Genomic DNA, 2,911 nt, shown 5'->3' with positions numbered 1-2,911 from the left:
GGGCTACGACGTGGTTGCCACCGTGCGCAACAACCGCCAGGACTCGGCCTTTCGCCGCTGGCCTTCGCGCCTGATCAACCTGGCCGTGCAACGCTCCACCGGCGTGGCCATGAGCGACTACGGCTGCATGCTGCGCGCTTACCGCCGCACCATCGTCGACGCCATGCTCGCCTGCCGCGAGCGCAGCACGTTCATCCCGATCCTGGCCAACGGTTTCGCCCGCCACACCACCGAGATCCTGGTGCATCACGCCGAGCGTGAACATGGCGAGTCCAAATACAGCCCGATGCGCCTGATCAGCCTGATGTTCGACCTGCTCACGTGCATGACCACCACGCCGCTGCGCCTGCTGAGCATTGTCGGTTTCAGCCTCGCGGCACTGGGCATGGTGTTCGCCTTCGCCTTGATCATCCTGCGCCTGGCCTTCGGTGCCACTTGGGCTGGCGACGGCACATTTGTGTTGTTCGCCGTGCTGTTCGTCTTCACGGGTGGCCAGTTCATCGGCATGGGCCTCTTGGGTGAATACCTGGGGCGCATGTACAGTGACGTGCGTGCTCGCCCACGCTTCTTTATTGAAAAAGTGCTGCGCAACCAACCTGCAGCGCCTGCCCCGGTCGTTGTCGTTGATGGCCTGGCAACGTCCCACTCTCCTACTTCTCCTTCCGATCAGGTTTCGTCATGAATTCAAAAGCTGTTGTCTTCGCTTACCACGATATTGGCTGTGCAGGCATTGAAGCCCTGCTGACCGCCGGCTACGACATTGCTGCCGTGTTCACCCATGCCGACGACCCCAAGGAAAACAATTTCTACGGTTCCGTCGCCCAGCTCTGCGCCCGCAACGGCATCCCGGTGCACGCACCGGAAGACGCCAACCACCCGCTGTGGATCGAGCGCATCGCCAAGCTGAACCCGGACTACATCTTCTCCTTCTACTACCGCAACCTGCTGAGCGAGCCCCTGTTGGCCACCGCCAGCAAAGGCGCGTTCAACCTGCACGGCTCGTTGCTGCCTAAATACCGTGGCCGCGCACCGGCCAACTGGGTACTGGTCAACGGCGAAACCGAAACTGGCGTGACCCTGCACCGTATGGTCAAGCGTGCCGATGCCGGCGCGATCCTGGCCCAGCAAAAAGTCATCATCGACCGTACCGATACCGGCCTGAGCCTGCACGCCAAGCTGCGTGAAACCGCCGCTAACCTGCTGCGCGACGCGCTGCCGCAACTGGCCGCCGGCAAACTGGCCGAAACCGCACAGGACGAAAGCCAAGCCACCTACTTCGGCCGCCGCACCGCCGCCGATGGCAAGCTGGACTGGAAAAAGCCTGCTGAGCAGCTGTTCAACCTGGTTCGCGCCGTGACCCAACCGTACCCGGGCGCCTTCTGCGCCGTGGGCGAGCACAAACTGATCGTTTGGCAAGCTGAAGTGGTCAAGGGCAACGAAGGCCTGGCGCCTGGCCGTGTGATCAGCGTCAACCCGCTGCGCATCGCCTGCGGTGAAGACTCCCTGGTGGTCAAGTTCGGCCAGCGCAACGAGAACGGCCTGTACCTGGCTGGCCCGTCCCTGGCTGACGAATTGGGCCTGGTTGACGGTTCCGTGCTGCGCGGCGCCGAGTCTGGCCGCAAGCCACGTCGTACCCGCGTACTGATCCTGGGTGTGAACGGCTTTATCGGTAACCACCTGTCCGAGCGCCTGCTGCGTGACGACCGTTACGAGATCTACGGCCTGGACATCGGCTCCGACGCTATTGAGCGCCTGCGCAGCCACCCGAACTTCCACTACGTGGAAGGCGACATCAGCATTCACTCCGAGTGGATCGAGTACCACATCAAGAAGTGCGACGTGGTCCTGCCGCTGGTGGCCATCGCCACGCCGATCGAATACACCCGCAACCCGCTGCGCGTGTTCGAGCTCGACTTCGAAGAGAACCTGAAACTGGTTCGCTACTGCGTCAAGTACAACAAGCGCGTGATCTTCCCGTCGACTTCCGAAGTCTATGGCATGTGCCAGGACCAGTACTTCGACGAAGACACCTCCAACCTGGTGGTGGGCCCGGTTAACAAACAGCGCTGGATCTACTCGGTCTCCAAGCAACTGCTGGACCGCGTGATCTGGGCTTACGGCGACAAAGGCCTGAAGTTCACCCTGTTCCGTCCGTTCAACTGGATGGGCCCACGCCTTGACCGCCTGGACTCGGCCCGTATCGGCAGTTCCCGTGCTATCACCCAACTGATCCTGAACTTGGTGGAAGGCACGCCGATCCGCCTGTTCGACGGTGGCGAGCAGAAACGTTGCTTCACTGACATCGCTGACGGTATCGAGGCCCTGGCCCGCATCATCGACAACGATAACGACAACTGCAACGGCCAGATCATCAACATCGGCAACCCGGAAAACGAAGCCAGCATCCGTCAGCTGGGCGAAGAGCTGCTGCGTCAGTTCGAAGCTCACCCGCTGCGCAGCAACTTCCCTCCGTTCGCCGGTTTCCGCGACGTAGAGAGCAAGGCGTTCTACGGCACTGGTTACCAGGACGTGGCACACCGCAAGCCAAGCATCGAAAACGCCAAGCGCCTGTTGAACTGGGAGCCTACCGTTGAGATGAGCGAAACCATTGGCAACACCCTGGACTTCTTCCTGAAAGAAGCCATGCTCGAAATCGCGGACAAAAAGTAATGAAGGCAGGCTTGCGCATCGACGTCGATACCTACCGTGGCACCCGTGAAGGTGTGCCGCGGTTGCTCGAATCCCTGGATGAGGCCGGGGTAAAAGCGACGTTCTTCTTCAGTGTCGGGCCGGACAACATGGGGCGCCACTTGTGGCGCCTGATCCGTCCGCAGTTCCTGTGGAAGATGCTGCGTTCCAATGCCGCCGGGCTGTATGGCTGGGACATTTTGCTGGCCGGCACCGCCTGGCC

At 61.4% G+C, this 2,911-nt stretch carries 2 protein-coding genes and 1 pseudogene; all 3 read left to right on the top strand.

Features of this window, described 5'->3' with window-relative positions; translation table 11 throughout:
- The coding region (locus WBB95_RS19130; RefSeq protein WP_424489005.1) for an undecaprenyl-phosphate 4-deoxy-4-formamido-L-arabinose transferase at window positions 1-682 on the top strand (682 nt) is incomplete at its 5' end.
- Entirely contained in the window at window positions 679-2,670 is a 1,992-nt protein-coding gene (gene arnA, locus WBB95_RS19125) for a bifunctional UDP-4-amino-4-deoxy-L-arabinose formyltransferase/UDP-glucuronic acid oxidase ArnA (protein WP_424489004.1), read from the top strand. The genes WBB95_RS19130 and arnA, both read left to right, overlap by 4 nt.
- Window positions 2,670-2,911 (top strand): annotated as a pseudogene (locus WBB95_RS19120) (4-deoxy-4-formamido-L-arabinose-phosphoundecaprenol deformylase); the annotation flags it as partial. The gene arnA and the pseudogene WBB95_RS19120, both read left to right, overlap by 1 nt.

This window comes from Pseudomonas sp. (assembly GCF_049645325.1).
Classification (GTDB): domain Bacteria; phylum Pseudomonadota; class Gammaproteobacteria; order Pseudomonadales; family Pseudomonadaceae; genus Aquipseudomonas.
The sequence above is the reverse complement of the archived record's forward strand: the minus strand, read 5'-3'. Positions and strand labels throughout refer to the sequence as shown.

Bases quoted from the DNA above. Each gene is read 5' to 3' on its own strand.
- arnA (WP_424489004.1), top strand. From the start codon at position 679: ATGAATTCAAAAGCTGTTGTCTTCGCTTACCACGATATTGGCTGTGCA.